Annotated in this window: 21 protein-coding genes; 11 read left to right on the forward strand and 10 right to left on the reverse strand. The window is 71.7% G+C overall.

Annotated features, from left to right (window positions below; all coding sequences use genetic code 11):
• Positions 1–14: 14 nt before the first annotated feature.
• The gene (locus F9C41_RS14375; protein ID WP_155387277.1) at positions 15–1,151 is read right to left on the reverse strand and encodes an 8-amino-7-oxononanoate synthase; all 1,137 of its coding nucleotides are present in this window, start codon (positions 1,149–1,151) and stop codon (positions 15–17) included.
• A gap of 72 nt (positions 1,152–1,223) precedes the next feature.
• On the opposite strand from F9C41_RS14375, the gene bioB reads away from it, so the two are divergent.
• Both bioB and bsaP read left to right on the forward strand, forming a co-directional pair.
• Positions 1,224–2,231, forward strand: coding sequence for a biotin synthase BioB (bioB, locus tag F9C41_RS14380; protein ID WP_155387278.1), 1,008 nt, complete (start codon positions 1,224–1,226; stop codon positions 2,229–2,231).
• A gap of 8 nt (positions 2,232–2,239) precedes the next feature.
• Positions 2,240–2,428, forward strand: a complete 189-nt coding sequence (gene bsaP, locus F9C41_RS14385) for a biotin synthase auxiliary protein BsaP (protein WP_155387279.1) — start codon at positions 2,240–2,242, stop codon at positions 2,426–2,428.
• 35 nt (positions 2,429–2,463) lie between these two features.
• Here the strand turns inward: bsaP and F9C41_RS14390 are convergent, their stop codons facing one another.
• From F9C41_RS14390 to F9C41_RS14430, 9 genes are all read right to left on the reverse strand, one after another.
• Entirely contained in the window at positions 2,464–3,402 is a 939-nt protein-coding gene (locus tag F9C41_RS14390; protein WP_230689589.1) for a polysaccharide deacetylase family protein, read from the reverse strand.
• Positions 3,403–3,607: 205 nt separating this feature from the next.
• A complete protein-coding gene (locus tag F9C41_RS14395; RefSeq protein ID WP_230689590.1) occupies positions 3,608–5,074 on the reverse strand; it encodes a nitric oxide synthase oxygenase in 1,467 nt (488 codons plus the stop codon).
• A 132-nt stretch (positions 5,075–5,206) separates the two neighbouring features.
• Positions 5,207–6,151, reverse strand: coding sequence for a GNAT family N-acetyltransferase (locus F9C41_RS14400; RefSeq protein ID WP_330164765.1), 945 nt, complete (start codon positions 6,149–6,151; stop codon positions 5,207–5,209).
• A gap of 273 nt (positions 6,152–6,424) precedes the next feature.
• Positions 6,425–7,216 carry an ACT domain-containing protein gene (locus tag F9C41_RS14405; protein WP_155387281.1) on the reverse strand — a complete coding sequence of 264 codons (792 nt, stop codon included), beginning with the start codon at positions 7,214–7,216 and terminating at the stop codon, positions 6,425–6,427.
• A gap of 547 nt (positions 7,217–7,763) precedes the next feature.
• On the reverse strand, positions 7,764–8,786 hold the full coding sequence (locus tag F9C41_RS14410) for a LacI family DNA-binding transcriptional regulator (protein WP_120318735.1): 1,023 nt from the start codon (positions 8,784–8,786) through the stop codon (positions 7,764–7,766).
• A 63-nt stretch (positions 8,787–8,849) separates the two neighbouring features.
• On the reverse strand, positions 8,850–10,268 hold the full coding sequence (locus tag F9C41_RS14415) for a GH1 family beta-glucosidase (RefSeq protein ID WP_155387282.1): 1,419 nt from the start codon (positions 10,266–10,268) through the stop codon (positions 8,850–8,852).
• Positions 10,265–11,176 (reverse strand): carbohydrate ABC transporter permease, encoded by a 912-nt coding sequence (locus tag F9C41_RS14420; protein ID WP_155387283.1) that lies wholly within the window; start codon positions 11,174–11,176, stop codon positions 10,265–10,267. The genes F9C41_RS14415 and F9C41_RS14420 overlap by 4 nt, the downstream gene beginning before the upstream one ends.
• Positions 11,173–12,198, reverse strand: coding sequence for a carbohydrate ABC transporter permease (locus F9C41_RS14425; RefSeq protein WP_155387284.1), 1,026 nt, complete (start codon positions 12,196–12,198; stop codon positions 11,173–11,175). The genes F9C41_RS14420 and F9C41_RS14425 overlap by 4 nt, the downstream gene beginning before the upstream one ends.
• A gap of 309 nt (positions 12,199–12,507) precedes the next feature.
• Positions 12,508–13,812, reverse strand: a complete 1,305-nt coding sequence (locus tag F9C41_RS14430) for an ABC transporter substrate-binding protein (protein WP_155387285.1) — start codon at positions 13,810–13,812, stop codon at positions 12,508–12,510.
• A 280-nt stretch (positions 13,813–14,092) separates the two neighbouring features.
• On the opposite strand from F9C41_RS14430, the gene F9C41_RS14435 reads away from it, so the two are divergent.
• The 9 genes from F9C41_RS14435 (at position 14,093) to F9C41_RS14475 (ending at position 25,449) form a co-directional block, all read left to right on the forward strand.
• Positions 14,093–15,163 carry a potassium channel family protein gene (locus F9C41_RS14435; RefSeq protein WP_155387286.1) on the forward strand — a complete coding sequence of 357 codons (1,071 nt, stop codon included), beginning with the start codon at positions 14,093–14,095 and terminating at the stop codon, positions 15,161–15,163.
• Positions 15,164–15,310: 147 nt separating this feature from the next.
• Complete coding sequence (locus tag F9C41_RS14440) at positions 15,311–16,030, forward strand: pyrimidine reductase family protein (RefSeq protein WP_407924701.1); 720 nt, start codon at positions 15,311–15,313, stop codon at positions 16,028–16,030.
• A 168-nt stretch (positions 16,031–16,198) separates the two neighbouring features.
• Positions 16,199–16,693: a SigE family RNA polymerase sigma factor gene (locus F9C41_RS14445; protein ID WP_155387288.1), complete on the forward strand. Its 495-nt coding sequence runs from the start codon at positions 16,199–16,201 to the stop codon at positions 16,691–16,693.
• Positions 16,690–17,760 carry a hypothetical protein gene (locus F9C41_RS14450; protein WP_155387289.1) on the forward strand — a complete coding sequence of 357 codons (1,071 nt, stop codon included), beginning with the start codon at positions 16,690–16,692 and terminating at the stop codon, positions 17,758–17,760. The genes F9C41_RS14445 and F9C41_RS14450 overlap by 4 nt, the downstream gene beginning before the upstream one ends.
• 186 nt (positions 17,761–17,946) lie before the next feature.
• A complete protein-coding gene (locus F9C41_RS14455) occupies positions 17,947–19,704 on the forward strand; it encodes an ATP-binding protein (RefSeq protein ID WP_230689633.1) in 1,758 nt (585 codons plus the stop codon).
• A 31-nt stretch (positions 19,705–19,735) separates the two neighbouring features.
• The gene (locus tag F9C41_RS14460) at positions 19,736–20,899 is read left to right on the forward strand and encodes an exonuclease SbcCD subunit D (RefSeq protein WP_155387291.1); all 1,164 of its coding nucleotides are present in this window, start codon (positions 19,736–19,738) and stop codon (positions 20,897–20,899) included.
• Between the two features lie 67 nt (positions 20,900–20,966).
• Positions 20,967–23,444, forward strand: a complete 2,478-nt coding sequence (locus F9C41_RS14465) for an AAA family ATPase (RefSeq protein WP_155387292.1) — start codon at positions 20,967–20,969, stop codon at positions 23,442–23,444.
• Between the two features lie 23 nt (positions 23,445–23,467).
• A complete protein-coding gene (locus tag F9C41_RS14470) occupies positions 23,468–24,427 on the forward strand; it encodes a hypothetical protein (RefSeq protein WP_155387293.1) in 960 nt (319 codons plus the stop codon).
• A gap of 98 nt (positions 24,428–24,525) precedes the next feature.
• Positions 24,526–25,449, forward strand: coding sequence for a lytic polysaccharide monooxygenase auxiliary activity family 9 protein (locus F9C41_RS14475; protein WP_230689592.1), 924 nt, complete (start codon positions 24,526–24,528; stop codon positions 25,447–25,449).
• Positions 25,450–25,466: the final 17 nt, after the last annotated feature.

The raw sequence follows: 25,466 nt of genomic DNA on the forward strand, positions 1-25,466 counted from the left end.
CCCCGTCAGCCCCGTCACGGCCGCACCTCCACGATGATCTCCATAGCCCGGGCGAAGTCCGCGGCGGGCACGCCTGCGTTGACCGTCAGCCGCAGCCGTGAACGACTGTCCGGAATGGACGGCGGGCGGAAGCACCCTACCGCCACGCCCTTGTCCCGGCAGGCTCCGGCCCAGGCCCAGGCCTGCTCGGCCGACGGGGCTTCGACGGACACCACGCCGCCCGCCGGGTCGGTGACGGCCAGGCCCGCCGCCCGGAATGTGTCGCGGATCGCGGCCGCGCGTTCGCGCAACACCGCGCGCAGCGGCGCACCGTCGCGGGCGAGGTCGAGCGCGACGCCCACCCCGGCGGCGATCGCGGGCGGCAGCGCGGTGTCGAAGATGAAGGTGCGACCGGTGTCGACCAGGTGCCGGATCAGCGCGGCGGGTCCGGCGACCACGCCGCCCGCGCCGCCCAGCGCCTTGGACAGGGTCGCCGTGACGATCACGTCGGGCTCACCCGCGAGACCGGCCGCGACCACGCCGCCGGCCCCGGACGGGCCGATCACGCCGAGCCCGTGCGCGTCGTCGACCAGCAGCAGCGCCCCGTGCGCGCGGGCGGCCGCGTGCAACTCGGCCAGCGGGGCGAGGTCGCCGTCGACGGAGAACACGGACTCGGTGAGCACCACCGCGGGCCGCCCGGCGTTCGCCGCGAGCACGCGGGCCGCGTCGGCCGGGTCGCCGTGGACGTACGTCGCGGTCTGCGCCCCGGCCAGCCGGCAGCCGTCGATCAGCGAGGCGTGGTTGTGCGCGTCCGAGACCAGCAGCGTGTTCGGGCCGCACAGGGCCCGGATCGCGCCCAGGTTGGCCAGGTATCCGCTGGAGTAGACCAGCGCCTGCTCGGCCCCCAGCCACGAGGCGAGCGCGTGCTCCAGTGCGGTGTGCACGTCGGTGCTGCCGCGCACCAGCCGGGAGCCGGTCGCGCCGAGGCCGTACTCGTCCAGCGCGGCCGCCGCGGCGGCCCGCACCCGCGGGTGGCGGGACAGGCCGAGGTAGTCGTTGCCGGCGAGGTCGACGAGAGCGTCGTCACCGGCGCGCGGACGCAGTTCCCGGCGCAACCCGGCGCGTTCGCGCAGGTCGGCCTTGCGTCGCAGTGTCGCCAGCCAGTCGCCCATGGTTCAACCCATCCATACCTCAGTCACTCGGCCTTTGGCCGACCCGAACAGGCCGCGTTGTAGGGTACGCCCATGTCGACCAGCTCAGTATCGGTACTCGACCGCGCCCGCACCCGTGTCCTCGCCGAGGGACAAGGCCTCGAGGAAGCCGACATCCTCGAAGTGCTCCGGCTGCCCGACTCCGACATCCCCGCCGCGCTCCAGTTGGCCCACGAGGTCCGCATGCGCTGGTGCGGTCCCGAGGTCGAGGTCGAGGGCATCGTCTCGCTGAAGACCGGCGGCTGCCCCGAGGACTGCCACTTCTGCTCGCAGTCCGGGCTGTTCTCCTCGCCTGTACGCTCGGTGTGGCTGGACATCCCGTCGCTGGTGAAGGCCGCCCAGCAGACCGCGGCCACGGGGGCGAGCGAGTTCTGCATCGTCGCCGCCGTACGCGGCCCGGACGCCAAACTCATGCAGCAGATGCGCAACGGCGTCAAGGCGATCAAGGAGGCCGTCGACATCAACGTGGCGGCCAGCCTCGGCATGCTGAGCCAGGAGCAGGTCGACGACCTGGTGGACATGGGCGTGCACCGCTACAACCACAACCTGGAGACCTGCCGGTCCTACTTCCCCAACGTGGTCACCACGCACTCGTGGGAGGAGCGCTGGGGCACCCTGAAGATGGTGCGCGACTCCGGCATGGAGGTCTGCTGCGGCGGCATCATCGGCCTCGGCGAGACCCTCGAACAGCGCGCCGAGTTCGCCGCGCAGCTCGCCGAGCTGCAGCCCGACGAGGTGCCGCTGAACTTCCTCAACCCCCGGCCGGGCACGCCGCTGGGCGACCAGCCGGTGATGGACCCCAAGGACGCGCTGCGGGCCATCGCCGCGTTCCGGCTCGCGCTGCCGCGCACCATCCTGCGGTACGCGGGCGGCCGCGAGCTCACCCTCGGCGACCTGGGCACCCGCGAGGGCCTGCTGGGCGGCATCAACGCGGTGATCGTCGGCAACTACCTGACCACCCTGGGACGCCCGGCGACCTCCGACCTCGACCTGCTGGCCGAGCTGAAGATGCCGGTCAAGGCCCTGTCCGCGACGCTGTGAGGCCGGCCGTGGAGACGACCTACTGCGACCGCTGCGGCGAACCGGCCGACGGCGCGCCGCACCAGGGCTGCCGGGCGGCCCGCGAGCTGGAGCCGCCGCGCTTCTGTGCGCGCTGCCGTCGCCGGATGAAGGTCCAGGTCGTGCCCACCGGCTGGACCGCGACCTGCGTCGAGCACGGCACCCTGTCGGACCGCTGAACGCCGCCGCCTCTCGGCACGGCCGAGAGGCGGCGTCAGGGCAGTGGTGCCCCCGGAGCCGGGGACGGCGGCGCGTCGGGCAGCGCGATGAGCGTGTAGCGGGCCTTCAGCCAGGGCAGCAGCGTCCGGTACGCGACGATGGTGTCGGGTTTGCCGTTGTCGTGCGAGAGCACGATCGAGCCGGGGCGCACGTCCCGCTCCACCGCCGCGATGATGTGGTTCACCATCACGGTGCCCTTGCCGAACTTGGCGCTCTCCCAGTCGCGTGGGTCCACGTGCCAGTAGATCGAATTCATGCCCAGCTCGGACGCGATCTTCACCAGCTTGGTGGTGAAGTTGCCGCCGGGGGCGCGGAAGTACGCGACCCGGGCGCCGGGTGCGGCCCGCAGGATCATCTTGTTGGTGTTCTCCAGGTCCTTGCGGATGTACGCGTCATCCCGCTTGGCCAGGTCGAACAGGTGCTGCCAGGAGTGGTTGCACAGGGTGTGGCCCTCGGCGGCGATCCGGGTGATCATCTCCGGGTTGTCCCGTGCCCGGAAGCCGACGACGCAGAAGGTGGCCTTCACCCCGCACTGCTTCAGCTCGTCGAGGATCTTGGGGGTGTTGATCGGGTCCGGCCCGTCGTCGAAGGTCAGCGCCACCGCGGGCGAGCCGGTCGACACCAGCGAACCGCCGGGGCCGGTGCCGCTCGCGACCGGCCTCGTCTGCGCGATCTCGCCCGTGCAGCTGATCGGCTTCGTCGAGGCCGCCGGCGGGGCCGGCTTGGGGGCCGGCGGCGCCGGGGCCACCGTCGGCGAGACGCTCGGCACCGACATCGACATCGACGGCGACGGGGCCGCGGTGGGCGTCACCGCCGGGGCGGGCGACGAGGTCGGGGTGGGGGTGGTGCCACCGGCCGAGGGCTTCGAGGCGGAGGCGCAGGCCGCAAGCGCGATCATGACGAACACAGCGACAACCGCGATGCGTCGTTGCATGCGAACTCCTGGGGGGAGGGGGTTCAGCGTGCACCGACCATAGTCCATCCCCGGGCCTGATCGCAGCCTTGCTCAAGATCGATACCGGGCCGTCTCGGCCTGGCGGTCCGCCGGGGCGGCGGGGTCGGCGCTGCACGGCCGACCCACGCTCACCGCGGCGGAGATGATTGTCACGAGTTCTGGGACAACCCCAGGTCAGCGGCTGTCAGCCCAGGAGGCGGCGCAGGCCGCGTTTGCGGGCCGGCACCGGCTCGGCGGGGATCGGGGCGGGCGCGGCACCGGCCGGAACGGTCTCGGGCGCCGGTGGGCGGCCCACCCCGTCCACGAGCTGCGGGTCGTGACCGTCGAACGAGAGACCGTCCAGGTCGAAGTCCAGGTCGTCCTGGCCGAGGCCGTCCGCCGTGGAGTCGAGTCCGCGGTCGGCGGCGAACTCCGCCGCCGGTGCGGTCGCGAACTGGCCGGTGATCGGGCAGCGGACCGGTTCGCCCGCCACGGGGGTGCGCGGTTCCGGTGCGGTGCGCTGGGCCGGCACCGTCACCGCGGGCGTCGCGGTCAGCGAAAGGTGCTGGGCGGACCGGTCGAGGTAGAAGTTCGGCCGCTGGTCGGCTTCGGTGTAGTAGCGGTGGAACACCGGGGTGAGGCCGCCCGAGATCGGCGGCACGATCCAGGTCCAGTCCGCCGGGGTGTCCCGGCCCGCCCGGCGCTCGCGCTCGACGTGGGTCAGAAACAGGCGCGACTCGCTGTGGTGGTCGGTGACGCGGACCCCGGCGCGCTCGAAGGACCACAGCACCGCGCGGTTCAGCTCCACCAGCGCCCGGTCCCGCCACAGCGTGGACTCGCTGCTGGTGTCCAGGCCCAGGCGCGCGGCGATCACCGGGATCTGGTTGTACCGGTGGCCGTCGGCGAGGTTGCGGGCGCCGATCTCGGTGCCCATGTACCACCCCGAGAACGGCGCGAGCGGGTAGTCGACCCCGCCGATCGACAGCCGCATGTTGGCGATCGCGGGCACGGCGTGCCAGCGCAGGCCGAGCTCGGCGAACCAGCCGTACTCCGGGTGGGCCAGCGGCACCTCCAGCACGGCCGACTCGGGCAGTTCGTAGAGCCGGGGCTCGCCGTCGCCGGTCTGCAGCACCAGTGGCAGCAGGTCGAACGCGCTGCCCTTGCCGGTCCAGCCGAGTCTGGTGACGGCCGAGGTGAAGTGCTCGTACTGCGGGTCGCCGGTCATGTCGTCCCCGCTGCGGTAGCCGGCGTACCGGATGAGCTGGTCGTTCCACAGCCGGGTGACCGGGCGGCCCGGCACCGCCTGCCCGAAGATCGAGATGACCGCCCGCAGCTTGCCCCGGTTGTGCCCCTCGCCCGTGGCCGTGTGCAGGTGGCTGACGAGGTCGTCGAAGATCTGGTCGGGCACGCGGTGCTGACGGCGGTCGAGCACCGTGAGGCTGCGCCAGTACACCCGGCCGATGCAACGGCTGGCGTTGCGCCAGGCCATCCGGGCGCCGTGGACCAGCTCGGTGTGGGTGTGGGTGTAGGTCCCCAGCGCGGCGATCTGTTCGCGCACCACGGCGAGCCGCGGCTCGACCGGGCCGAGCTTCGGCAGCTCGGCGTAGCAGGCACGCAGGAACTCCTCGGCCTCGGCGAAGTCGACCGGCCGGTCCGGGTGCCAGTCGGTCAACGGAGCGTCACGGTATCCCGTAAGAGGTGTGTGAGGGGCGGTCATGAGTGAAATGGTGTGACGACCGCAAGTATGGCCATCGCACAATGTGTGCGACCGCCTACCAACGGTCGTTCACCTCACCCACCCAGGTCACACGGCCGCACGCAGCTCGGACACCGCTATCGTGGCGCTGATGAGGGTGCCGTCCCGATCCGTCCGGGCCGGATGTGGCAGCCGTTTCATCGTCCGCAGCATCGCATCGTTGTCGCAGTGCGTGTGCAGGGTGACCGACCGGAAGCCGGCCGGACCCGCCAGCGACAGCAGGCGGCGCAGCAGCGCCGTGCCGATGCCTCGCCGCTGCCAACCGTCCTCGACCAGCAGCGCCACCTCGGCGGTCTCGCCCTCGCCGATCAGGTTCGCCACGGCCACGACACGGCTGCCCGCGGTGCCCGGGACCGTCGTCTCGGCGATCAGCGTGCAGCCGCGGGCGGGGGTCAGCAGCCGGGACAGCCGGCCACGGCTCGGGCCGCGGGTCCCGGCGAGGTAGCGCATGAACAGGCTGCGGTCGCCGCAGCGCCCGTGCATGTCGTCCACCGCGGACACGTCCGCCGAGCCCGCCGGGCGGAACGCGACCTCGGTGCCGTCGGGCAGCAGCGCGACCGCACTGGCCAACCGCCGGGTCAGCGCCGCACGGGCGACCTCGACCAGCGCCTGCGCGCGGGCGAACTCGGCCGGCGTGAAGGCCGGGGCGAGCCGGGTCACCACCAGCACGCCGTTGTCGACGAACGGGTCCGCCAGGCGCATCGTGGTGTCGGCGTGGCCGGTGACGGTCGCGCCACCCTGCTCCCGCCGCACCAGGCTGCCGCCGAGCAGGCCGGACAGCGCCCCGTGCAGGCCGTCGGGGTCGGCGGCGAGCCGCGCGGCCAGGCCCAGCGCCTGGGTCGGGGGATCGATCAGCCCGTACACGTCGGTGCGGCTGACCCAGGCGTCGCGCCCGCGGCCGCGTTCGATCGCGGCGACCAGCTCGTCCTCGGACAGCGCGTCAGGCGCGTCAACCAGGAAGTCGTCGACGGCGCCGGCCTCGGTGGTGTGCACCTGGACCGCGAGTATGTTGACCGATCGAAGGGCGAGACTCGCCGTCAGCACCGCCAGGAACCCAGGACGATCATCGACGGTCGCCCTCACTCGCCACAACGCCATGACCTGCTCCGTTTCTTGCGGCGGTACTGCCTGTCGATGGACGCTCCTCCATGATGAGGGCGGCCACCGACAGGATTCAGGGTGCGCCTGGCGTGTTTCGGCTCGGTTACGCGGCCTTGTCAAGATCTCGCTATGCCCGAGCTCACACGGTAGAAACGATTGTGCAGGTCAGACCGCCGATGCCGGTGCTTCCGCCGAGCGCTCGGGCTCCCGCGGGGCGGGTGCCTTCGCCGCGTCCAGCCGGTCGCCGACGATCGCCGCGGCGGCCCGCACCAGCTGCGCCACCCGGTCGACCTCGGTCGCGTGGAACGCCGCCACCGGCAGCTCCGCGTCGGCCGAGCGGGCCACCACCAGCACCAGCCCCGCCCGCCCGAAGGGCGCGAGCGCGTAGCGGGTGCCGTCGGCACCGGTGATCGCGCGCGCTCGCAGCGGCGTGACCTCGGGCAGCTGGAGCTGTTCCGGGGCGCGCCAGCTCGAATACACCACCGGCGGCACCGGGCGCTTGCGCACCGCGCCCAGCACGGCCATGTCGTCCGCGCCGTGGCGCGCATCGATGCCCACGGAGCCGCGGGCGGCCCAGTCGGCAGGCACCCGCAGCGCCATCGCCCAGTCCGCGGCCAGCAGCGCGGGCACCGTGTCCACCAGCGTGGCCAGTCCCTCGTTCGGGTTCGAGGCCACCTGCGTCAGCAGCTCGGCGTCGAACGCACCGGCCACCGGCGCGCCGATCGCCCGCCAGATCCCGTCGACCCGCACCCCCGGCATCGCGCCCAGCCCCGCACGCAGCCGCTCGACTCCGGCTCCACCGGGCCACACCACGGTGAAGTCGTCGATGGCCCGCCCGCCGAGGCGTTCGAGCACCACCACCTGGACGATGTCCGCGCCGGCCACGCCCAGAGTCCGGGCCACCTGCCCCAGCGAGCCGGGACGATCGGGCAGGGCGACTCTGACCCTCAGCAGCATGGCGGCTCCTCTCCACGACGGCACGCGGGCTTGTGCCGGAACTCTGCCCGACCTTGCCCTATTACCGTTTCGTACGCATTGCGACGCCGTATCCGCGGGAAACAATCTCCACCGCATCCCCGCAGGTCAGCGCCGTCCTCACCGGTCCGGCGCCGCCATTGCCGCCACCCGGGACCTACCCATGATCGCTGATCACAGGCAAATGGTGCGGTAACACCACACCATCGTCACGCAAACAACGATCATATTAAATGAATCACACCGCCCGACATGGGGCGGACTCATATCCTCCCCGCCCGCCCGCGCACCCGTCAACGCGTGTCCATCCACCGGACGACGAATGAATTCTCCGCCACCCACCCACCACCCGCCAGCTCGGCTCCGGCATCGAACTCAGGCCCCTTGATAGACGTTGGCCTATCTGGATGAGAATTTGTAGATCAAACTCATCCAGATAGGCCAACGTCTATGAAAAACAGGGCGAGCCGCGGCGAGCGCTGATTGGCGAGCCGCCGGACCACCGGAGGGTGGAGGCTGGGGATGCTGGTTACGCGGAGTTGCGGTGGACCAGGTGGGTGTCCAGGAGGACGTGGGTGGGCTGGTCCTCGCCGCGGATGCGGCTGAGCAGCAGCCGGACCATGTGCCGGCCCATGTCCTCGACCGGCTGGTAGACGGTGGTGAGCGGCGGGTCGGTCTGCCGGGCGACGGGCGAGTCCTCGAACCCGATCACGGCGACGTCCTCGGGGATGCGGCGGCCGTTGTCGCGCAGGGCGCGCACCGCACCGGCGGCCATCAGGTCGGAGGCGACGAAGACGGCGTCGAGGTCGGGGCGGCGGGCCAGCAGCCGGCGCATGGCGTCGACGCCGCTGTACTCGCTGAAGTCGCCGAACTCGATCAGCGGCTCGACGGCGGCGTTCTGCACGGCGGCGCGGTAGCCGACGAGGCGGTCGACGCCGACGCCGAGATCCTGCGGGCCGGCGATGGTGGCGACCCGCTTGCGACCGGAGGCCAGCAGGTATTCGACCGCGGCGCGGGCCCCGTTGACGTTGTCCATGTCGACGTACGAGATCTGCGGGTCGACGTTGACGGGGCGGCCGCCGAGCACGGTGGGCAGGCCGCGCTGGCGCAGCAGCTGCGGCAGCGGGTCGGACTCGTGCAGCATGACGAGCAGCACGCCGTCGACGTGCTGGCTGGTGAGGTGGTTCTCGATGCGCTGGCGCTCGCCCTGGGTCTGCGCCATGGCCAGCCACAGCTGCAGGGACGTGTCGGCCAGGGCGGAGCTGATGCCGCGCACGATGCCGGCGAAGAACGGCTCGGTGAAGACGCGTTCCTGCGACTCGGACACGACCAGGGCGACGGAGTCGGTGCGCTGGGTGACCAGGGCCCGGGCCGCGCGGTTGGGCACGTAGCCCAGCTCCTTGATCGCCTCCTGGACGGCCGAGCGGGCCTCCGGGCTGACCTGGGGTGAGCCGTTGACGACCCGCGACACGGTGCCCCGGCCCACGCCGGCGAGCGCGGCCACCTCATCCAGCGTGGGCCGCCCCGCAGACCTGGTGCGCTGCGTCGTCATCGATGCTCCTCGTTCTGGGCAGGTCCGGGGCCGGCCGGTGGCCGGCCCCGGGTTGCTGTGCCGTCAGGCGGCGAGCCCGCCGCGCCGGATCACGTCCGCGTACCAGTGTGCACTGGTCTTGGGCGTGCGAACCTGGGTGTCATAGTCGACATGGACGATGCCGAACCGCCGCGAGTAGCCCCAGGCCCACTCGAAGTTGTCCAGCAGCGACCACGCGAAGTATCCCCGCAAAGGCACCCCGGACGCCATCGCCTCATGGCACGCCTTCAGGTGGGCGTCCAGGTAGGCGACCCGGTCCGGATCCGGCACCGAGCCGTCGGGGGCGACCTTGTCGTCGTACGCCGCGCCGTTCTCGGTGATGTACATCGGGATCGGGCCGTAGTTCTCGTGCGTGCGCTTGAGCAGGTCGACGAGCCCGTCGGGGTCGACCTCCCAGCCCATCTCGGTCACCGGGAGCTCCCGGGTCAGGAAGCGGACCTGCCCGCTGCCCGGCCACGCCGACGGGGCCCGCCAGTGCGACTGCGGCGCGCCGTCGTCGGACGGACCGGCCACGACCTGCCGGGTGTAGTAGTTGACACCGAGCATGTCCAGCGGCTGGTTGATGATCGCCAGGTCGCCGGGCTGCACGAAGGACCAGTCGGTCAGCTCGGCGGTGTCCGCCAGCAGATCGGCCGGGTACTCCCCGCGGAAGACCGGGTCCAGGAAGATCCGGTTGCCGACACCGTCGATGCGGCGCACCGCGTCGAGGTCCTCGGGGGCGTCCGTGGCCGCCTGCAGCGAGTGCAGGTTGAGCGTGATGCCCATCTGGCGGTCCGGCACCGCGGCCCGGATGGCCTGCACCGCCAGGCCGTGGCCCAGGTTGAGGTGGTGGGCGGCGGCCAGCGCCTTCGCGCCGTCGGTCACGCCGGGCGCGTGCACACCCGAGCCGTAGCCGAGGAACGCGCTGCACCAGGGCTCGTTGTGGGTGGTCCAGAACTTCACCCGGTCACCGAGGGCGTCGTGGACGAGCCCCGCGTACTCGGCGAACCGGTAGGCGGTGTCCCGCTCCGGCCAGCCGCCGGCGTCCTCGAGCTCCTGCGGCAGGTCCCAGTGGTAGAGCGTCAGCCAGGGCTCGATGCCCTTGCCGAGCAGGTCGTCCACCAGGCCCCGGTAGAAGTCGAGGCCCTTCTGATTGGCCGGGCCGCGGCCGCCGGGCTGCACCCGGGGCCACGCGACGGAGAAGCGGTAGGACTGGAGCCCGAGCTCGGCCATGAGGGCGACGTCGTCGGCCCTGCGGTGGTAGTGGTCGCAGGCGACGTCGCCGGAGTCCGCATTGAGCACCTTGCCGGGGGTACGGGCGAAGGTGTCCCAGATGGACGGAGTGCGCCCGTCCTCGAACGCGCCGCCCTCGATCTGGTAGGAGGCGGTGGCCGCACCCCAGAGGAAGTCCTGGGGGAAGGACACGGTCGGCGTGGCGAGCTGAGGGTGTTGCTGAGTGGTCACGCTTTTACAGCACCTTCCATGATGCCGCCGATGATCTGACGACCGAAGATAATGAAGATCACGAGCAACGGCACGACACTGAGCAGCGTACCCGCGAACACCTGGGAGTAATCGTTGTAGTAACCCTGCGAGAGGCGCTGCAGGGACAGCTGAACGGTCGGGTTCGTCGGGTCACCGAGCGCGATCTGCGGCCAGAGGAACGAGTTCCACTGCTCCATGAAGGTGAACAGGCCCAGCACCGCGATGGCGGGACGCAGCCCCGGCAGCACCACGTTCCAGTAGGTGCGGAACGTGCTGCAACCGTCCATGCGGGCCGCCTCGATGAGCTCGTCCGGCACGGCCTGGCTCGCGTACTGGCGCATCATGAACACGCCGAAGCCACTGACCAGGAACGGCAGGATGATCGAGGGCAGCTTGTTGTGCAGGTCCCACTCGTACATCATCTGGTAGAGCGGCACGATGCCGAGCTGCGTCGGGACCATCATCGTGATCAGGATCGCCAGCATCATGCCGTTGCGGCCCTTGAACTGCAGTTTCGCGAAGGCGAAGCCGGCCAGCGACGAGAAGAACACCACGAACACGGTGACGACGGTCGCGACGACGGCGGAGTTCACCAGGCCGGTCATGAACGCGGCGCTGTCGTTGGACAGCAGGCGGTCGACGTTGCCGCCGATCTCGCCGCCCGGGGTCACCGGGGGCGGGGTCTGTCCGATCGCGTCGTTGGTGCGGGTCGCGATGACGAACATGTAGTACAGCGGGAAGATCGACAGCGCCACCGCCGCCAGCAGGGTGACGTACGTCAGCGGGCTGGCCTGCCAGAGCCGCTCCGCGGCGCCCCCGCCCTTGCGGCGGCGGCGCTTCGGCGCAGGCGCGGGCGTGGTACCGGTCCGGACTGCGGTGGCGGTCATCGCGTCACCTTCCTCTGCTTGGCCTTCCCGTCCGCCGACCGGAGGCTCCGAGTGAACAGGAAGTTGATGATGCTGAAGATCATGATCAGGATGAAGAGCAGCCAGGCGACCGTGGCGGCCCGACCCAGCTCGAACTTCATGTAGAACTGCTCCATCAGGAACATCGTCACCGTCTGCGACTGACGGTCCGAGCCGCCCAGCAGCGGGTTGCCGCCGCCGGTGAACAGCAGCGGCTCACCGTAGAGCTGCAGGCCGCCGATGGTCGAGATGATGGTCACGAAGATGATGGTGGGCCGCAGCATGGGCACGGTCATGGTCCAGAACTGCCGCCAGCCCGACGCGCCGTCGATCGACGCCGACTCGTAGATGTCGCGCGGGATGGACTGCATCGCGGCCAGGAAGATCAGCGCGTTGTAGCCGGTCCAGCGCCAGTCGACCATCGAGGAGATGGCTACCCACGACGACCAGCTGCGCGCCGTCCAGTCGATCGGCTCGACGCCGACGAAGCCGAGCACCCAGTTGATCAGACCGAAGTCGCGGTTGTAGAGCTGGGTGAAGACGATGGAGACCGCGGCCACCGAGGTGATGTTCGGGATCAGCACGCCCATCCGCAGCAGCGTGCGGCCGCGCAGGCGCTTGTTGAGCGCGTTCGCCAGGATCAGCGCGAGGATCAGCTGCGGGATCGTGGACATCAGGAACATCGCGATGGTGTTGACGACCGAGTTCCAGAAGTCGGTGTCGCCGAGGAACATCGCGAAGTTGTCGAACCCGACGAACTTCGCGGTCTCGACGGTGGAGCCGAGATCCCAGTCGTAGAGCGACATCCGCAGCGTGTAGATCAGCGGCCAGAGGCCGAAGATGCCGAACACCACGAAGAACGGCGCGATGTAGAGGTACGGGGAGTATTTGATGTCGATCCGCCCGAGCACTCCCCTGCTCCGCTGCGATTCCATGGGCGGCTTCGACCCACCCCTGCGATGCCCCGGCGCGACCTCAGGTCGCGTGGAGGATTGCACTGTCATGACCACTCCTGTGCTTGCCGGCCGGCGGAGTCCGCGATGCCGTCCGTTCGGTGGCCCCCGCGCGGAACGGAGAGGCACTGCCGATCAAGGGACTGCGGTAGCGGGCGACCCAGATGGTTGCGACTGCCATGACCGGGGTGGGGGGGGGGGGGGGCCCCCCCCCCCCCCCCCCGCGGGGGGGGGGGGGGGGGGGGGGGGCGGGGGGGGGGGGGCGGGGGGGGCGGGGGCGGGCCCCCTGGGTGGTCCCCCCCCCCCCCGGGGGGGGGGGGGGCCCCCCCCCCCCCCCACCCCGGCTTCATCGGGCGTTACTTACTGGGCGGCCTTCTTGCCGTCGGTGACGGCGGCGGTCCAGGCGTCGGCAGACTTCTTGGTGCCCTGCTCCACCGTGCGAAGCGCGTTCTCGACCGCGGTGCGCACCGGGGCGTTCTTCGCACCCAGGTAGACCGGCTTGAGGTCCAGCGCGCCCTTGGCGAAGATGTCGCCGGTCGGAGCGCTGCTGAAGTACTCGTTCACGGCGGCCTTGACGGCCGCGTCGGCCAGCGCCTGCGGCGACGAGGGCAGGTTGCCCTTCGACTTGAAGGCGGCGGTCTGACCGGCCGGGTTGGTCAGGAACTTGACCAGCTCGGCGGCCTCCTTGGCGTGCTTGGACTGCTTCGGCACGGCGAGGAACGAGCCGCCCCAGTTGCCGCCGCCACCGGGCGCGGCAGCGATGTCCCACTTGCCCTTGCCGTCGGCGCCGTTCTGCTCGGTGATGTAACCGGTCATCCACGCCGGGCAGGCGATGGTGGCGAACTGCGCCTGCTTGAAGCCGTTGTTCCACTCCTGGGTCCAGGCCTGCAGCTTGGCCGACAGGCCCGCGTCCAGGATCTTGACCGCGAGGTCGTACGAGTCCTTGACCGCCGGGTTGGTGTCGATCGTCATCGCGCCGGACTTGTCGAAGTACGTGTAGCCCGCGCCCTGACCGGCCTTCTGCATCAGGATCGTGTTGTACGTGTTGGTCACCGCATCGATGAAGCCCGCGTCCTTGACCTTGCTCTTGAAGGTCTGGCCGGTCTTGATGTAGTCGTCCCAGGTCGGCCACAGGGCCGAGACCGCGGCACGGTCGGTCGGCAGGCCGGCCTTCTTGAACAGGTCGGTGCGGTAGCACATGGCCATCGAGCCCACGTCGGTGCCGAGGCCCAGGATCTTGCCGTCGGCGGTGGTGCCCTGCTGGAACTTCCACGGGATGAAGTTGCCCGCGAGGTCCTTGGCACCGTACTCACCGAGGTCGGTGAACAGGTTGGCCTTGTCCAGGTAGGAGATGATCACGCCCTCTTCGAGCGCGACGACGTCACCCGCGCCGGCACCGGCGGCAAGCCGCTGGGTCAGCTGCTGGTTGTGCGCGTCCAGCTGGGAGCCGGTGCCACGCTCAACGATCTTCACGTTGGGGTGCTCCGCCATGTACTGCTTGTAAAGCTCTTCGTAACCGAAGTTGCCGAAGACATCCACATTCAGGGTGATCTGCTCGGTGGTGCCGGTGCCCGGCTCCTCCGACGAGCAGGCCGCTGCGCCGAGCGTGACGGCGGCAGCGAGTGCGATCGCCGCGAAGGAACGGCGCCGCAGATTCGTGCTCATCCTGACCCCTCTCAGGTCGTCGATGTGCGGTGGGGGTGAAAACTAGGGATCGGTCTCCCTGTGGCGTGGACCACATGGTCGGGAGCGCTCCCATGAGATTGCCGTGAGGTTACGTGGGTGTCAAGGGACGTGATGGGAGCGTTCCCATTCTGTTACCTACGTCACTGGATGATCGAGAGAGCCCCACCAGGAAGGACGCGGCGGTTGTTGGCCGTTCGACGATTATTAATTCGTTCATACGGTCAGGGTTGGACAGCTGATCGTCGGATACTCTCCGAGCATGGCCGGGCTCAAGACCAAGAACGCCGCCGCTGTCGAGCGCGGGCAGATCAAGCTGCCCGAGCGCGAGATCGAGCCGGTCCGCCAGATCGGCCGGCGCGTCCTCTACGGCCTGGGCATCCTGGCCGCGGTCGTGTGCGTGGTGATGGCCGACAGCACCGGCTACAAGGACGGCGCCGACGGGCACATGAGCTGGCTGGACGCGCTCTACTACGCCACGGTGACGCTGTCGACGACCGGCTACGGCGACATCGTGCCGGTCAGCCCCACCGCCCGGCTGGTGAACGTCCTGGTCATCACCCCGCTGCGGATCGCGTTCCTGGCCATCCTGGTCGGCACCGCGTTCCAGGTGCTCACCAAGAACTACCGCGACCAAGTGCGGCGCGACCGCTGGAGGAAGACCTTGCGAGGGCACACCGTCGTCATCGGATACGGCACCAAGGGCGCCAACGCGATCCGCCAACTGCAGGCCTCCGGCACATCCCCGGAGCAGGTGGTGGTGGTCGACAACCGGCAGGAGTACATCGACGAGGCCAACCGCGACGGGTACGCCGCCGTGCTCGGCGACGCCACCCGGGCCGTGGTGCTGCGCCAGGCCTCGGTGCACACCGCCGCCCGCGTCATCATCGCCACCAACCGCGACGACACCGCGGTGCTGTCCACCCTCACGGTCCGCCAGCTCAACCCGAAGTGCCTGGTCGCCGTCGCGATCAGGGAGGCCGAGAACGAGCCGCTGCTGCTGCGCTCCGGCGCCGACGCGGTGATCACCTCGTCCGCGGCGGCCGGCCGGCTGCTCGGCGTCGCCGCCAAGTCGCCCCTGGTCAGTCAGGTTTTCTCCGACCTGCTGGTGCACGGCGACGGCCTGGAACTCGTCGAGCGCCCGGTGCGGCCGGAGGAGATCGGCCGGACGCCGCGCGAATGCCCCGAGCCGGTGGTCGCCGTGCTGCGCAGCGGCAAGGCCCTGCCCTGGCAGGAGGTCGCCACGCTGGAGTCCGGCGACAGCCTGGTTGTCGTCGGCTGCCGCCCCCGCGCCCGTGACGGCGGCGTCACCTCGGTCATCGGCACGCCCTGACCGGGGCGCGGCCGGCGGATAAAGTAGTCACATGATCTGCCAGGCGTGCCGGGAGCGGCGGCACCGCGAGTGCAAGGGCCGGTCGTGGTGCGACTGCCAGCACCGGCCGCAGCAGCCCACTCCCCCGGCCACCGGGGCGGCAGGCGAGTGATCGCCGGGAACCTGGCCGCGCTGGACGACGACGACCTGGCGCGGCTGTATCCCCGCGCCGACGTCCCCTGGCTGCGGGCGAACTTCGTGTCGAGCCTGGACGGGGCGGTCGCCGTGGACGGGCTGTCCACCGGGCTCTCCGGCGACGACGACAAGCGCGTCTTCCGGCTGCTGCGCAAGCTCTGCGACGGGCTGCTCGTCGGCGCGGGCACGCTGCGCGACGAGCGCTACCGCCCGCTCACCCTGGACCCGGCCCGGCGGACCTGGCGGGGCGAGCACGGGCTGCCCGCGTACCCCCGGCTGGTCGTCGTCTCGGGCACGCTGCGCCTCGACCCCGCCGCACCGGCCCTGGCCGACGCACCCGTGCGGCCCTTGGTCCTCACCGGCCCCGCCGCCGACCCCGCCGCCCGGCGCGCCCTGGCCACGGTCGCCGACGTCGCCGACGTCCCCGACCTGGCAAGCGGCCTGCGCCTGCTGCACGAGCGGGGCCTGACCCAGCTGCTCTGCGAGGGCGGCCCGACGCTGCTCGGCTCGCTCGGCGACGAGGACCTGGTCGACGAACTCTGCCTCACCCTCTCCCCGCTGCTGGCCGGCCCCGGCTCCGGCCGCATCACCGCCGGCCCGCCCCACCCGCCCCGCCCCATGACCACCGCCCACGTCCTCACCACCGACGAGGGCTTCCTCCTCACCCGCAATGTAAGGAAGGGCACCTTCTGATCGCTATCCGTAGGGGAAGGGCACCTTCTTAACCCTCTATGAGGGCTGACCTGCGGAAGAAGAGATGCCGCGGGTAGTTTCACGGGACCTGCGGGCAGCTCCGGGGCAGCAGGCAACCCCCTCGGTCGGCCGAGTGGTAGTACCGGCGACCGACACCCTGGAGGACCGGTGACGCACAGCGACACCTTCGCGGAGTTCGTGGCGACCCGCTCGCCACGGCTGCTCCGCACCGCCTACCTGCTCACCCACGACTGGGGACAGGCGGAGGACCTGCTGCAGACCAGCCTGGTCAAGGCATGGAGCGCGTGGCGGCGCATCGACGCCGACCCCGAGCCGTACGTGCGCCGCATCCTCGTCAACACGTATGCCACCTGGTGGCGGCGGCGCTGGCGGGGTGAACAGCCCACGGAGGTGCTGCCGGAACCGGCGGGCAGCGATCCGCACCTGGGCGTCGACGCTCGCGACGAGGTGTGGCGGGCGCTGGGTCGGCTGCCCCGCCGCCAGCGGGCCGTGCTGGTGCTGCGGTATTTCGAGGACCTCAGCGAGGCGCAGATCGCCGAGGCGATGGGGGTGTCCGTCGGCACCGTGAAGAGCCAGGCCGCCAAGGCGCTGGCCCGCCTGCGCCTGGACGAGTCGCTCACGATCGAGGGGGCCTTCGCATGATCGACCTGAAGGAGCTGCTGGACGACCGGTCCGGCCCGCCCGCCGGGCTCGACCAGCACCTGCGGCTGGACGAGGTGCAGGGCCGGATCGCGACGCGCCGCCGCCGCCGGATGACCGTCGGCGGCGCGCTCGCCGCGGTGGTCGCGCTGGTCCTCATCGGGTACGGCGTGACGCCCGCCCTGCGCAGCGCGCCCCAGCCCGCGGTCACACCGAGCCCACTGCCCCGCCTCATCGAGGGCTTCCCCGAGTACGCCAACGGCGCCCGTGTCGTGGCCGCCGCGACGTCCGCCCCCGAGGCGACCTCGGTGACGATCACCTTCACCCCCACCACGACGGACCTGCGGATCTTCGAGCGGTGCGGCCCGGCCACGACCGATGGGGCACTGGAGTACAAACTCACCATCAACGGACACGATTACGGCGGCGGCACCTGCAACGGGTCCAGCAGCCTCTACTGGCCGGATCATCCGGACGCAGCGGCAAGACTCGGCATCGAGGTCGGCAGACCCGTCACCGTCACGATGACCGCGAAGGCCATGGTGATCTGGGGTGACGGGGCGGGCCGCAAGACGGAGAGCCGCCCGGTGCCCCCGACCGCCTGGCTGAGCGTCGCCGCCGGCGAGCACCTGCCGTTCGCCGACTATCCGCTGCCCCCGCGACCTGCCACCCTCAGCCCGGTCGAGTTCACCGACAGTCTGTCTATGGGCGGAGTGGAGCATGCGCCCGACGAGGAGCACCTGTGGCTGCGCAGCGACCCCGCCGACCCGCTGCGCCCGATGAGCGTCACCATCGTCTGGCAGGACCGCTACGACCTGCGGCTGCGGTCGCAGACCCCGGGAACGCTGCGCCTCGCGCTCAACGGCGTCGAGGTGGACTCCAGGTCGTGGTGGGACTTCGAAGCCAACGTGATCAACACCTACTGGCAGACCGGGACGTTCCGGCCGTACTCCTGGGTGACCGGCTTCACGACCCCCGCCCCAGGCTCGCTGGTCACGCTCACCGTCACCCCGCACGACGTCACCGGAGCCTGGGTCATCCGGGTCATCCCCGGCAAGGAGACCGCCTGACCGACGCCATGATCGCTGTTCCGTGTCGAAAATCGAGGTCTGACCACACCTTTCGACACGAGACAGCGATCATGAACGGGGTGGGCGGTGGCCAGGCCCCGGTGTCGGGGTGGTGACACGGGGAGGGGGGCTGGTCACTGTGGGGACGTTGGAACGGTGGGTTTGTCGTTGGGGACCGCTAGGGTTCTGCGGGTGAGCGAGGAGCAGCCGGGAACCCCGGTCGGGCGGGTGCTGGGCACCGAGGACGCGAGTCCGCTGACCTTCTGGGTCGCGGTCGCCGAGGGGTCATACCTGCAGCTGGACGATGTGGTGGTGACCCAGCGGCCACTGCCGGACATCGGCATGGTCACCATCGCCGGGGTGGTGACCAGCGTGCGGGCCCGCCACGAGGGCGCGAGCTTCGACTCCGACGTGTTCGCCATCGCCGAGGGCATGCTGCCCGCGCAGGTGCAGGAGGCGGCCGAGGTCACCGTCACCCGGGTCGAGCCGGAGGTGTACGTGCCGCCGCTGCCCGGCGCGGTCGCATTCCGGGCCCAGGGCGCGTCGCGCGACAGCGCGCTGTCCTTCGACCGCATGCACCGCCGCCTGCCGATCGGCACCGGCCGCGACGGCCAGCCGGTCTACCTCAACGCCGACTTCCTCGACGGCAGCCGGGGCGCGCACGTGTCCATCTCGGGCATCTCGGGCGTGGCGACGAAGACCAGCTTCGCGACCTTCCTGCTCTACTCCGTGTTCCGGTCCGGGGTGTTCGGCGGCGACGCGGTCAACACCAAGGCGCTCATCTTCAACGTCAAGGGCGAGGACCTGCTGTTCCTCGACCACCAGAACACCCGCCTGGATGAGCGCACCCGCGCGCAGTATCACAAGCTCGGCCTGGAGGCCGCGCCGTTCCCGCAGGTCAGCGTGTTCGCCCCGGCACGGGCCGGGGACCCGACCGGCAGCCCCGACGTGGCCAGCCGGCTCACCGGCGTCGACCCGTTCTACTGGACGCTGGCGCAGTTCTGCACCGACCGGCTGCTGCCGTACGTGTTCGCCGACGCCGACGACGAACGCCAGCAGTACACGATGGTGGTGCACTCGGTCACCGCGCAGCTGGCCAAGCACGCGGTGCCCACCGACGGCGGCATCACCCTCGACGGCTTCCGCATCAACAGCTACGAGCAGCTCGTCGACCACCTGGTGGAGCAGCTCAACGACGAGGACACCCGGGGCGTGTGGTCCGGCAGCTCGGTCGGCATCGGCACGATCAACGCGTTCGCCCGCCGGCTCATCAACAGCAAGCGCGACCTGGCCCGGCTGATCCGCGGCGACCTGCCCGAGCGCCGCGCGCACAGCATCTCCACCGCCGAGAGCGCCCAGGTCACCGTGGTCGACCTGCACAATCTCCCGGACCGCGCGCAGCGCTTCGTGGTCGGCGTGACGCTGAAGACCGAGTTCGAGCGCAAGGAGAAGGCCGGCAGCCCCAAGCCGTTGCTGTTCGTGGTGCTCGACGAGCTGAACAAGTACGCCCCGCGTGACGGCTCCAGCCCGATCAAGGACGTGCTGCTCGACATCGCCGAGCGGGGCCGTTCGCTGGGCGTGGTGCTGATCGGCGCGCAGCAGACCGCGTCGGAGGTGGAGCGGCGCATCGTCGCCAACTCGGCGATCCGGGTCGTCGGCCGACTCGATCCGGCCGAGGCGGGCCGCCCGGAGTACGGCTTCCTGCCGCCCGCCCAGCGCCAGCGGGTGCTGCTGGCCAAACCCGGCACCATGTTCGTCGGCCAGCCGGAGATCCCGGTGCCGCTGGCGGTGGAGTTCCCGTTCCCGGCCTGGGCGACCCGGCCCAGCGAGGCGGGTCCCGCGCCGCGGGCGACGCTGGCCAGCATGGTCAGCGCCACCGACCCGTTCGCGGTGGTCGGCTCCGGCGCGCGCAACGGCATGGCCGACGACGAGATCCCCTTCTGAGTCCCCCGAGCAGCGAGTTTAAGGACTGACGATGCGGATTCTGCACACCTCCGACTGGCACGTCGGCAAGGTGCTCAAGGGCCGCTCCCGCACCGGGGAGCAGATCGCCGCACTGCACGCGGTGGTCCAGATCGCCCAGGCCGAGCAGCCCGACCTGATCATCGTCGCCGGCGACCTGTTCGACGTGGCCGCTCCCTCGCCGGAGGCCACGAAGATCGTGACCCGGGCGCTGAGCGCGCTGCGCGCCACCGGGGCCGAGGTCCTCGCGATCGCGGGCAACCACGACAACGGCGCGGCGCTGGACGCGCTGCGCTCCTGGGCCGACGCGGCGGGCATCATCCTGCGCGGCCGGATCAGCGACAACCCGGCCGACCACATCGTCTCGGGCACCACGAAGGGCGGCGAGGCCTGGCGCTGTGTCGCGCTGCCGTTCCTGTCCCAGCGCTATGCCGTACGCGCGCTGGAGATGTTCGACCTGACCGAGGCGGAGGCGCAGGCGACGTACGCCGATCACCTGGCGCGGCTGATGTCGCGGCTGGCCGAGCAGGCGTTCGGCGACCCGAAGACGGTCAACCTGCTCACCGCGCACCTGACCGTGGTCGGCGGGACGATGGGCGGCGGCGAGCGCGACGCCCACTGCATCCTCGGCTATGCGGTGCCGTCGTCGGTGTTCCCGTCGAACGCGCACTACGTGGCGCTGGGACACCTGCACCGGGCGCAGCTGCTGCCCGGCGCGTGCCCGATCCGCTACAGCGGCTCCCCGATCGCGGTCGACTTCGGTGAGCAGGAGAACCGCCCCAGCGTGACCATGGTCGAGGTGACCGCGCAGACCTCCGCGCAGGCCCGCACCGTGGAACTGCCGACCGTCACCCCGCTGCGCACCCTGCGCGGCACCCTGGAGGAGCTGACCGCCCAGGCCGGGACCCAGGCCGAGGACGACGCCTGGCTGCGGGTCTACGTCGCCGAGCCGCCCCGGGCCGGCCTGCGAGAGCAGGTGCAGGAGCTGTATCCGCGGGCGCTGGAGATCCGGGTGGACTCGTCGATGCTGCCCGACGCGGCGACCCGCAGCGCCCGGCCGCAGCGCTCGGGCCGCAGCGCGCCGGAGCTGTTCGCCGACTACCTGACCCACCGCGGGCACGCCGACACCGCGACGAAGTCCCTGTTCGATCGCCTCTTCACCGAGGTGGCCGGATGAGCGGGCAGCTCGCCTCGGCCGGCACTGTGGCGCGACGGCACGAGGACACGACGAGGGAGGCCCGGCGATGAGGCCGTTGCGACTCGATCTGCGCGGGTTCACGGTGTTCCGGGAGCCGACCACGGTCGACCTGACCGACTGCGACTTCTTCGCGCTCGTCGGGCCGACCGGCTCGGGCAAGTCGACGCTGCTCGACGCGATCTGCTTCGCCCTCTACGGCACCGCGCCGCGCTGGGGCGGCGGCCGCAGCGTCGCGCACGCGCTCGCGCCGTCGGCGACCGAGGCCGCGGTGCGGCTCATCTTCGAGGCCGGCGGCACCCGGTACGCGGCGACGCGGGTGGTGCGCCGGGACGGCAAGGGCCGCGCCGCGACCCGGGCCGCCGGACTGCAGGCGCTCACCCCGGGCTTCGACGCGTCCACGCTGGACGGCGACGACCTGCTCGACGAGCTGGGTGAGGCGCTGGCGGGCACGCCGAGCGAGCTGGACCACGCCGTCGCGGACGTGGTCGGGCTGCCGTACGACCAGTTCATCAAGTGTGTGGTGCTGCCACAGGGCGAGTTCGCGGCGTTCCTGCACGCCCGGCCCGCGGAGCGGCAGGAGATCCTGGTCCGCCTGCTGGGCCTGGACGTGTACGAGAAGATCCGGGAGAAGGCCGCCGCGCTGGTGGCCGAGGCCAACGCGAAGCTGGCCGCGACCGAGCCGGTGCTCAACGAGCTGACCGCCGCCGCCTCCGACGAGGCCGTCGAGGCCGCCGAGCGGCGGGTCGAGCAGGCCCGCGCGCTGGCCGCCGACGTCGACGCCGCGCTGCCGGAGCTGGTCGAGGCGCAGCGCCGGGTGGAGCAGGTCAGCACGGAGGCGACCGTCGCCGAGCAGCGGTTGCGCGTGCTCACCGCGGTCGCCGCACCCGCCGGGGTGACCACCCTGGCCGAGGCGGCCCGCACCGCCGCGGCCGCCGCGCAGGACGCCGCCATCGCGGTCGGCACCGCCGAGGAGTCCGAGGAGAAGGTGCGCGCCCAGCTGGAGGCCGCCGCCGACCCGACGGTGCTGCGCGGCCTGCTCGAAGCGCACGCCGAGTCGTCGCGGCTGGGCACCCAGCTGTCCGAGCTGGACGCGGCCGCGTCGCAGGCGCAGCAGTTGCACGACTCCGCGCTCGGCGCGCAGCAGGCGGCGGTGGGCCGGCTGGCACAGGCCGAGACCGCGCTGACCGAGGCGCAGCAGGCCCTGCAGGCGGCGCAGACCGCCGACCGGGCCGCCTGGCTGCGCCGGGACCTCCGGGCGGGCCACGAGTGCCCGGTCTGCACGCAGCACGTGACGACCGTGCCGGCCATGCCGGACCAGCCCGCGATGACCGCGGCGAAGAGGGTCGTCGAGCAGGCCGAGCAGGCCGTGTCCACCGCCCGGACCGGGCGCGAGCAGCTCGACCGCAAGGTCAACGAGGCGAGCGTGCGGCACGCGAAGGCCTCCGCGCAGCGCGAGCAGCTCGCGGTGCGCGCCGCCGAGGTCGCCCGATTGCTGCAGGGCGCCGCACCGGTGCCGAAGTTGCGGGAGCAGCTGACCGCGGCCGAGGCGCTGCGGCGCGAACTGACCGCGGCCACCGCCGCGCTGCGCACCGCGCGGGAGGCGCAGCGGCGCGCCGCCGCCGCCGCGCAGCAGGCCCAGGACCGGCTGAGCGCCGGTTGGCGTTCGTTCGACACGGCCCGCGACACGGTCGCCGCGCTGGCCCCGCCCGCCGCGGACCGCGACGACCTCGCCGCCGCCTGGCGCGCCCTGGACGGCTGGGCCCGCGAGCAGGCGAGCACGGCCCAGGCCGAGCGGGACGGCGAGCGTGCCCGCCTGACGCAGGCCCGCGAGCACGCGGCCGCGCTGGTGCACCGGCTCGACGAGCTGTTCGCCGCGGCCCAGCTGCCCCGGCCCGGGGTCGGGGAGCACCAGCGGGCCGCCGCGGTGACCGTGGAACGCATGGCCGCCGCCCGGGACACGCTGCTGGCGCGGCGGGCCCAGGCCGAGGCGCTGCGGGCGCAGCGGGCCGTGATCGAGACCGACCGGCAGGTGGCCGCCGCGCTCGCCACCCACCTGCGGGCCAACAACTTCGAGGCCTGGCTGCTGCAGGAGGCGCTCGACGCCCTCGTGGACGGGGCGTCGGCGATCCTGCGCGAGCTGTCCTCGGGGCAGTACGACCTGATCCACGAGGACCGCGAGTTCTTCGTGGTCGACCACCACGACGCCGGGCTGCGGCGCACCGTGCGGACGCTGTCGGGCGGGGAGACCTTCCAGGCCTCGCTGGCGCTCGCGCTGGCGCTGGCCGACCAGCTCGGCGGGCTGTCCCCCACGGCGAGCCTGGAGTCCATCATGCTCGACGAGGGCTTCGGCACCCTGGACGCGTCCACTCTGGACACCGTCGCGGCTACGCTGGAAAACCTTGCCGCGACCGGTGACCGCATGGTCGGCGTGGTCACGCACGTCCAGGCGCTGGCAGAGCGCATTCCGGTCCGCTTCGAGATCAGCAAGGACGCCCGCACCGCCCGCGTGGAGCGGGTCGGATAGACGAGAGCTGGTAGACAGATCTCATGAAGTTCCATGTGGACGCCTGGGATCCCGGCTTCGGCGCCAGTCTCGACGGCGCGGACCGGGGGCCCGCCGAGGCCAGCAGCGCCAAGCTCGACGCCGAGATCGAGCTGCCGGCGGCGGCCTGGCAACCCCTGGACACCCCGCCGGGCGTACGCGCACCCGACGTGGTGCTGCTCGTCGACGGCGTACGCCGCACCGACGCCCGGCTCTGGATCGAGGACCACGACGGAGTGACCCGCCCCGGCCTGGCCTGCTCATACGCGGCGGGGGTGGTGCGTTGCGAGCGCTCGTCCGGGGCCAGCGTCACCGGCGTGAAGGTCGAGCGCACCCTGTTCACCGCCGCCGAACGTCCCTCCGACGTGGACGCCGGGCAGGCCGCCCGCTACCGCGCGGAGACCATCGTCGGCGCGGACGAGGGCGACCTGTCCAACGGCGTGCAGCGGGCGCTGACCGAGCTGGAGATCGAGGTGTCCCGCCAGCTGCGCGAGGACGGCGATCTGCTGATCGTGGACGGGCCGCTGCGCAGCCGCGACGCGCTGCCGCGCACCCTGGGCTACATCAAGACCCAGCAGAAGCAGTACCTGCCCGACCGCCTGATCAGCGTGGTCGCCGCGCTCCAGCCCGCGCAGCGCACCCCGGTCTTCCGGATCGCCGGTGTGTACGAGCGGCTCACCTGGTATCTGCGCCTGCCGCACGGCGGCAGCTCGCCCTGGGCGGGCATCGTGCGGGTGGAGTGCTCGGCCGAGGTGCCCGAGCACCAGGCCGTCGCGCTGGCCGAGCTGTCCACGGCGACGATCCCCCGCTTCGCGTCGCTGCCCTACAAGGACCCCCGCGCCCCGCAGAACCTGGTGCCCATCGCCGGCCTGGAGAAGAAGCTGCGCCACCTGCTCGGCGACGGCAAACTCCTGCACCGCTCCCTGGCGCTGGCCGCCCAGCGGGGCACCACGGTGGCCGGGTAACAGTCTGGGCTCAGCCCATTGATCAGTATGGACGTGAGGCGTAAATTCATCTCTTAGTTAAGTTTCCTTATTGGAACTTCCACAGAGAGGTGGAACGCATGCGCGCCGCTTCCCGCGCTGCCCTCGCCACGACCCTGCTGGCCCTCGCCCCGACCCTCGCCGTGATCGCCCTGACCGGGCCCGCGTCGAGCCACGGCACCATGACCACGCCCGCCAGCCGGGTCTACACGTGCTACCTGGAGGGTCCGGAGTCCCCGGACACGCCCGCCTGCCAGGCCGTCGTCGCCCTCGGCGGCACCCAGCCGCTCTACGACTGGAACGAGGTGAACATCGCCAACGCCGCCGGGCAGCACCGCAGCATCATCCCCGACGGCAAGCTGTGCAGCGCCAACCGCACCAAGTACGCCGGGCTCGACCTGGGCCGCAGCGACTGGAAGACCACCACGCTGCCCGCGTCCGGGGCGTACACCTTCCGCATCCGCGCCACCGCCCCCCACCTGGGCAGCTGGCAGCTCTACATCACCCGGCCCGGCTACAACCCGGCCACCCCGCTGCGCTGGGGCGACCTGGAGGCCAGCCCGTTCCTGACCGTCACCAACCCGGCGGTCGTCGACGGCTACTACAGCCTCTCCGGGACGATCCCGTCCGGGCACCCCGGCCGCCACCTGATCTACATGATCTGGCAGCGCTCGGACAGCCCGGAGGCGTTCTACTCCTGCGCCGACGTGGTGATCGGCGGCACCGTCCCGTCGCCGTCGGTGTCGCCCTCCGCGTCGCCGCGGCCGAGCACGTCCCCGTCGGCCAGCGCCTCACCGTCGCCGAGCGTTTCGCCGTCGAAGTCACCGAGCACCAGCCCGTCGGCCAGCCCGACCGGGTCGTATCCGGCGTGGGCGCCCGGCGTCAGCTATGCCACCGGCACCCGGGTGACCTACCAGGGCGTCGTCTACTCCTGCCGCCAGGCGCACACGTCGCTCACCGGCTGGGAGCCCGCCACCACCCCCGCACTGTGGCTCGCCGTCTGAGCGTGGCAGATTCGATG

The organism is Catellatospora paridis, assembly GCF_009720365.1.
In the GTDB taxonomy this organism is placed as follows: domain Bacteria; phylum Actinomycetota; class Actinomycetes; order Mycobacteriales; family Micromonosporaceae; genus Catellatospora; species Catellatospora paridis.